Source organism: Desulfosporosinus shakirovi (genome assembly GCF_020595055.1).
GTDB lineage: Bacteria > Bacillota > Desulfitobacteriia > Desulfitobacteriales > Desulfitobacteriaceae > Desulfosporosinus > Desulfosporosinus shakirovi.
On the sequence record NZ_JAJDOO010000048.1, the window covers coordinates 23,494 to 29,937 of the forward strand.

At 40.9% G+C, this 6,444-nt stretch carries 4 protein-coding genes and 7 tRNA genes; all 11 read right to left on the reverse strand.

Translation table 11 applies throughout. From position 1 onward, the window contains the following. Nucleotides 1–69: 69 nt before the first annotated feature. The 11 genes from speE to LJE72_RS23605 all read right to left on the reverse strand — a co-directional run bounded on the left by speE (nt 70) and on the right by LJE72_RS23605 (nt 5,633). On the reverse strand, nt 70–924 hold the full coding sequence (speE, locus tag LJE72_RS23555; RefSeq protein WP_229250409.1) for a polyamine aminopropyltransferase: 855 nt from the start codon (nt 922–924) through the stop codon (nt 70–72). Nucleotides 925–926: 2 nt separating this feature from the next. Further along, nucleotides 927–2,378, reverse strand: coding sequence for an aminotransferase class I/II-fold pyridoxal phosphate-dependent enzyme (locus LJE72_RS23560; protein WP_229250410.1), 1,452 nt, complete (start codon nt 2,376–2,378; stop codon nt 927–929). Between the two features lie 288 nt (nt 2,379–2,666). Beyond that, a tRNA-Val gene (locus LJE72_RS23565) sits at nt 2,667–2,743 on the reverse strand. Between the two features lie 3 nt (nt 2,744–2,746). Then, nucleotides 2,747–2,834: transfer RNA gene (locus LJE72_RS23570), tRNA-Leu, on the reverse strand. Nucleotides 2,835–2,842: 8 nt separating this feature from the next. Then, nucleotides 2,843–2,917: transfer RNA gene (locus LJE72_RS23575), tRNA-Cys, on the reverse strand. Between the two features lie 8 nt (nt 2,918–2,925). After that, nucleotides 2,926–3,000, reverse strand: a tRNA-Gly gene (locus LJE72_RS23580). Nucleotides 3,001–3,004: 4 nt separating this feature from the next. Next, nucleotides 3,005–3,080 (reverse strand) — tRNA-Phe (locus tag LJE72_RS23585). A 73-nt stretch (nt 3,081–3,153) separates the two neighbouring features. Next, a tRNA-Asp gene (locus LJE72_RS23590) sits at nt 3,154–3,229 on the reverse strand. A gap of 115 nt (nt 3,230–3,344) precedes the next feature. After that, a tRNA-Val gene (locus tag LJE72_RS23595) sits at nt 3,345–3,420 on the reverse strand. Between the two features lie 265 nt (nt 3,421–3,685). Beyond that, nucleotides 3,686–4,966, reverse strand: coding sequence for a glycosyltransferase family 2 protein (locus LJE72_RS23600; protein ID WP_229250412.1), 1,281 nt, complete (start codon nt 4,964–4,966; stop codon nt 3,686–3,688). Between the two features lie 367 nt (nt 4,967–5,333). After that, nucleotides 5,334–5,633: a hypothetical protein gene (locus tag LJE72_RS23605; protein ID WP_396391813.1), complete on the reverse strand. Its 300-nt coding sequence runs from the start codon at nt 5,631–5,633 to the stop codon at nt 5,334–5,336. Nucleotides 5,634–6,444 lie beyond the last annotated feature (811 nt).

Consider the following 6,444-nt stretch of genomic DNA (forward strand, 5'->3'; position numbering starts at 1 on the left):
GAGAAATAATAAAGCCTCCCTCTAAGGGAAGCTTTATTATTATGAGGATGGGCTATATGAAACTCCATTTTATTCTCCTGCATTGACTAGTAATTCTAATACGTAGTTAGGCAGAGCAAAACATCCTTTATGAATTTCAGTGTTATAATACTTTGTTTTGAGTCCAAGACTGTTCCAAGCCTTATCATCTATATCGCTCAATGGATCATATGTTTTTGACGCAAAGCCAAATAACCAATGACCTGACGGATAACTAGGAATGTGAGCCTGATAAACCCTGCAAACTGGGAAAAGTTCTCGAATACGCTTATGAGCTCTTTGCATAGATTTAGCATATTCCTGATAATAGGGACTTTCATGCTGGTTGACGAGAATTCCATCTTCTTTTAAAGCTTTATAACAGTTTCCATAGAACTCTTTTGTAAACAGCCCTTCCCCTGGACCAAAAGGATCCGTAGAATCAACGATAATCAAATCATACGTATTTTCCTTGGACCGAACAAATTTTAGTCCGTCCTCAAAATAAAGCTGTACTCTTGGATCATCAAACTTACAAGCAGTCTGGGGAAAATATTCTCTGCAAACGTCTACAACCATTTTGTCTATTTCTACCATGTCAATTTTTTCAATGGTACTGTAACGCGTCAGCTCTCTCACTGTTCCGCCGTCCCCTGCACCAATGACCAAAACATTCTTAATCTCGGGGTTGGTCGCCATAGGTACATGCACAATCATATCATGATAGATAAATTCATCTTTTTCGGTAACCATCATCAAGCCGTCAAGCGTAAAAAAATTGCCAAATTCCTTGGAGTGGAAGACGTCAATTCTTTGAAATTCACTCTGGTCTGTATAGAGGGGCTTATCCACCTTGATGGAAAAGCGAACATTGTCTGTGTGTTGTTCTGTGTACCATAATTCCATTGTTATTCCTCCAGTACTCTGATGTTCTCAATGGACATATCCTCTGTACCTGTTAAGGAGCTCCCTTTAGCCTTGGCATAAGCGATATAGTCAATGATTTCTTCTGTTATGCGTTCTCCCGGTGCCAAAATAGGAATCCCCGGCGGATAACACATAACAAACTCTCCGCTTATATACCCTGTACTGTCTTTGATGGGGATGGAATGTTGGTCGGAATAGAATGCTTTCTGCGGCGCCATCACAACCTCTGGATTGATATACTCATGATCAAGCATTCCCGATTTATCTCTTATATATAGTCTTTTTATTTCGGAGAGAGAAGAGACAAGACGTTCCAAGGCCTGTGCACGATCCCCAACAGAAATGATTGCCAAAATGTTGCCGATATCACCTAACTCGATCTGTATTCCATACTCATCTCGAAGAATATCATAAACCTCAATTCCTGCCAGCCCTATTTCTCTGGTATGGACAGAGAGCTTTGTATGGTCAAAATCATACACCGAATCTCCATTAATCAGTTCTGTAGAAAAAGCGTAGTAACCGCCAATTTTATTAATTTCCTCCCGCGCATAGTTTGCAAGGGCAGAGGCTTTTTCAAAGATGCCTTTTCCTCCCAGAGCTAGATTTCGTCTAGAGATATCCAGAGAAGACAGCAGAAGGTATGAGCCGCTGGTGGTCTGAGTCAGGTTAATCGTTTGCCGCACATGACCAGTGCTAAGACGATCACCTTTCAATAAAAATGAACTTTGCGTAAGGGATCCGCCTGTTTTATGCATGCTTACTGCAGACATATCTGCTCCCGCTGCCATCGCACTGATCGGCATGTTAGCCCCAAAGTAGAAGTGTGATCCATGCGCCTCGTCTACAAGGACATACATATTATGCCGATGAGCAAGTTCTGTAATGGTCTTTAAATCAGAGCAAATACCATAATAAGTTGGATTATTAATAAAAATTGCTTTGGCATCCGGATTTTCCGCAATGGCTTTTTTTACATCGTCAATGGACATACCTAAGGGTATCCCCAACTCTTTATTAACACCCGGATTAACATAAGCGGGGATTGCACCACTGATGATAAGTGCGTTAATGGCACTTCTGTGGACATTTCGCGGCATAATAATTTTATCGCCCTGTTTGCAAACGCTCATAATCATTGCCTGAACACCCGAGGTGGCACCGTTGACCATAAAGAAGGCATGATGAGCACCAAAAGCATCAGCAGCTAATTCCTCTGCCTCCTTGATAACGGAAACTGGGTGGACAAGGTTATCTAGCGGTTTCATGGAATTAACATCCACTGAAAGGCATTTCTCACCCAGAAATTCTGTAAGCTCCGGGTTTCCCTTGCCCTGCTTATGTCCCGGTACGTCAAACGGCACAACCCGCATAGATTTATATTTTAGTAGCGCTTCGTAAATCGGCGCCTTGTCCTGCGAAAGTAAATGCATAAAAACCACCACCTTTCCCTAACATTATGGTCATTAGAGATTCATGCATGATATCATTCAAGATCACCACTGGTATTCCAATTCATCTCACTAACGGACTAGAACTTGTTTGTTATATAGTCTTAAGTGCAGAGGCAATTTTGCTATAAAGAATACTTGGCTGACGCTAAGGCGCGGGCTATGGATGGCCAAGTAAAATAAAATTACCCATTGACCTAAATCAATGAGTAATGAACAGCTCTTTTGTTGACAGACAGGTCTATTACAAAAGATAACCTTAAATTCATATGGTGGGTTTGAGAGGACTCGAACCTCCGACCCCCGCGATGTCAACGCGGTACTCTAACCAGCTGAGCTACAAACCCATATGGTGCCGATGACCGGAATCGAACCGGTACGGATGTTAAGTCCGCGGGATTTTAAGTCCCGTGCGTCTGCCAGTTACGCCACATCGGCTAATGAATTGGAGGCGGCACTCAGATTTGAACTGAGGAATAGAGGTTTTGCAGACCTCTGCCTTACCACTTGGCTATGCCGCCAGAGATTTTGGAGCGGGTGACGAGATTCGGACTCGCGACTTTCACCTTGGCAAGGTGACACTCTACCACTGAGTTACACCCGCATTATGGTGCCTCAGGACGGAATCGAACCGCCGACACGAGGATTTTCAGTCCTCTGCTCTACCGACTGAGCTACCGAGGCATAATTGATGCTGGTTGTTCGAAGTTCATTGCCTGATCTCAGGACCATGAAATCACGAACTGTGATTCAAAAATGGCGACCCCGATCGGACTTGAACCGACGATCTCCTGCGTGACAGGCAGGCATGTTAACCACTACACCACGGGGCCTTACTCATGATCAAGGTACAATATTCGATATTTGAATCTTCGAACATAATCCCTATATTTTCAAAGTCTTTTCCGAGGATTTTCAAACCTCGTAATCAACTTCGAATATCCAGTCTGGTGGGCGATGACGGGCTCGAACCGCCGACATCCTGCTTGTAAGGCAGGCGCTCTACCAACTGAGCTAATCACCCAATCACCCGAGAACTGACGATTATCAGTATACACAAAAATAAGCAATGTGTCAAAGCCTTTTTTTATATTTACACATATAAATTAATAGCAACCTTCCAAATACCACTACAATTTTTTACCGTTACATTTCTAACAAGATAAATCTGGTATCTGGAAAACTTCCAGTCACATAATTTTCCTGACTAGAAATATTATGTGACTAAGATAGTTGCTCGTTTAACAACTCAAACTAATATAAATAAGAAGAATATCCTCGAACTAATATTAGTTCGAGGATATTTTCTTTTGTTTTACGATAACTTCTTCGATACTGAGTGAGCGAGTATGCTTAGTATGTGACCATTGCTTATCTTTACGATTTATGAAGCCTAAAAACACGATTGGAATCCAACTATATATGAAAATCGGATATAGAATAAGCCCTACATAGGCACGCCAAGGTAAACGGTCAAGTGCCAATGCCGCTACTGGGTAAAGATACTGAAAAGCAGATAATATCTGCCACCCCGTCCATGGCATTACTAATGTAAATACATGGGTGTATTGAGGTTGGAAGGCATCTATAAGATTCGTCAACATAAAAAAAGTAGCAATCATTACTAATGCAGGCTGAAAGAGGTGAATAGCGGCATCAAAGTACATAATTTTCTTTTCTCTTATACCTTTAATAATTAAGGGAAAAAAATATCGTCCCGCTACGTCAACCTGCCCCTGCGCCCATCGTTTCCGTTGATGCCAAGCTTGGATAAAGGTCAATGGTTTTTCATCATAGACCACAGCATCATGTGCCCACGTCGTTTTAATTCCATAAGACAGGGCTTTCATGCTAAATTCGAGATCTTCCGTTAAGGAAGTTGCTCCCCAACCAAATTCTTTTAAAACATCTGTGGAAATGCACATACCTGTCCCACCCAGCACATTCGAGAGACGACCCGTGTTAAACCTTGCAAGCTGCAACATTCGATTAGTTACCCAAAATGCAATGGAAAATGTATTTGTTACCCAAGTATCAAATGGATTTTTAGAATCTAAATAGCATTGAACAATTTTATGACCTTGGCAAAGCTTGCTATTCATTTCAAATAGGAAATTCTCTTTAACGAGGTTATCTGCATCAAAGATGATTATTGCATCATACTGTCGCTCCATCTTAAATAGACGATAGAACATCCACTCTAAGGCATACCCCTTGCCTCGCTTTTCAGTATTAAAGCGACGGTGAACAATAGCACCAGCGTTTTTTGCAATTAAGGATGTCTTATCTGTACAATTATCTGCTACAACAAAGATATCGTATAACTTCTTTGGATAATCAAGTTGGAGTAAATTTTCTATCAACGGCCCAATAACAGCCTCCTCATTATGGGCGGCAACGACTATTGCGAAGCTCTTCTCGGGCGTATGTATCTTAACCTCTGGTTTCCTGTAAAGTCCAAACATTGAAAGAATAAAGTAATAGAAGGTTAAAAAGATGATAATAATTTGAATCGGCAGCATGATGACATTAAATATCTGCGTACCCGTAATTCCTGATAGAAAATCCACAGATTCAACCCCTTTCTTAACCCATAAAATTTTAACATAGGAATGACCCCTATGCAAGAAGATATCTACGACAATTATAGACAGTTGTCCATCTTTAGCTTGTACTTAACTTCTATTTTCTTACCTCTATACTTAGAACTGTGTCTGAGATAAGATTTATCAATGAGCAACTGACTTTTCTTAAAGACCTATTTTTAAATACGCTCAAATTATAGCCAGGCAAGCCAATACCCTAACTTAGTCAAGGTTCTATAGGGTAAAATGGTACATGTAATATTATACCTATATCTTTTAAATAGGCATATAATAATTTTATAGTTAAGCCTTTAAATAATCTATCAGTATGGTTTGAACAATATTATCTGCATTATCTGCGCCGTTCATTTAGCTTAAGTAAAAAGAACATAATTAAAGAGCCTATAAATAATAAAAATAGAAAACTTGCTTTTATGCCAAAACCAAGTGAATACCAGTAAACCTCTCCAACACGCGATCCAGATACCCATGGAACAAATGAGCGAAAAATATAAGCAAATCCTCCTCCTATAACTACAAAAAGTAATAGGGCTGAAATCAATAGTAGTATACCCATTACACCTGTAGGAGTATCCAAGTGCCAACGTCGTATCATATCGCGTTTCATCCACTCTAATTCTGAATTGAACATCCTTATCCGTCTACGCCACATCTTCCTCACCTCATCCATATTCTATGAGGGAATTGCCAAAGTGTTATGTAAAACAGAATAAAACTAATGGTAATAATTAAGTATAAAAACGATCACATTTGGTTAAAATCGCATGCAAGGAGGTGGATATCATGCCAGTCCCTGCACCAGATGGGAAATTCGTACATTGTTCCTATTGTGACCAAAAGTTCCGTTTTGGATATGACGCAAGTCTACATGAAAAAGAGAAACACCCCGACCAGCTGAAATCGTCCAGTTTATAACATGCAGTTATGACATAACTACAAATGATAGTTGAATCTAGTAAACAAGCAAAAGGGTTGCCTTAAATGAAGGCATCCCTTTTGTCTGTGCTCCTTTCCTTGCCGTCAATCCTTTAAACATCGGCCTTAGACAACACAGGTCACCTGTGCCTTCCAAGGCCCTCTAAAAGAATAGCTTACCTTTCATTCCTCCCCACCTCACGATGCGCCCTTGTTGGCGCGCGGTGAAACCCGGTGCTTCTTTCGAGCTTAATTTCCTGGAATTACACAAACGGACTATCTCGTTATAGATAGTCTGTTGCTTGTTACCTGTGCTATCCGAAAGGCGGATGAGCTTTTCGCCACACTGCGACTTATAACTCATTCTCTTGCAGTGTGGATCCCGAACCAGTGGACCCCGTACTTCGATGCCTCATTATATACAGTATGACTAAACACAGAAAGAACTACCTCGTTAGAGATAGTTCTTTCGTTTGTTACCTGGCGATGACCTACTTTCCCAGGAGCTATGCTCCAAGTATCCTTGG

Coding starts and splice junctions, on each gene's coding strand:
- LJE72_RS23560 (WP_229250410.1), bottom strand. CDS start 2,378: ATGCATTTACTTTCGCAGGACAAGGCGCCGATTTACGAAGCGCTACTA.
- speE (WP_229250409.1), bottom strand. CDS start 924: ATGGAATTATGGTACACAGAACAACACACAGACAATGTTCGCTTTTCC.
- LJE72_RS23605 (WP_396391813.1), bottom strand. CDS start 5,633: ATGTTCAATTCAGAATTAGAGTGGATGAAACGCGATATGATACGACGT.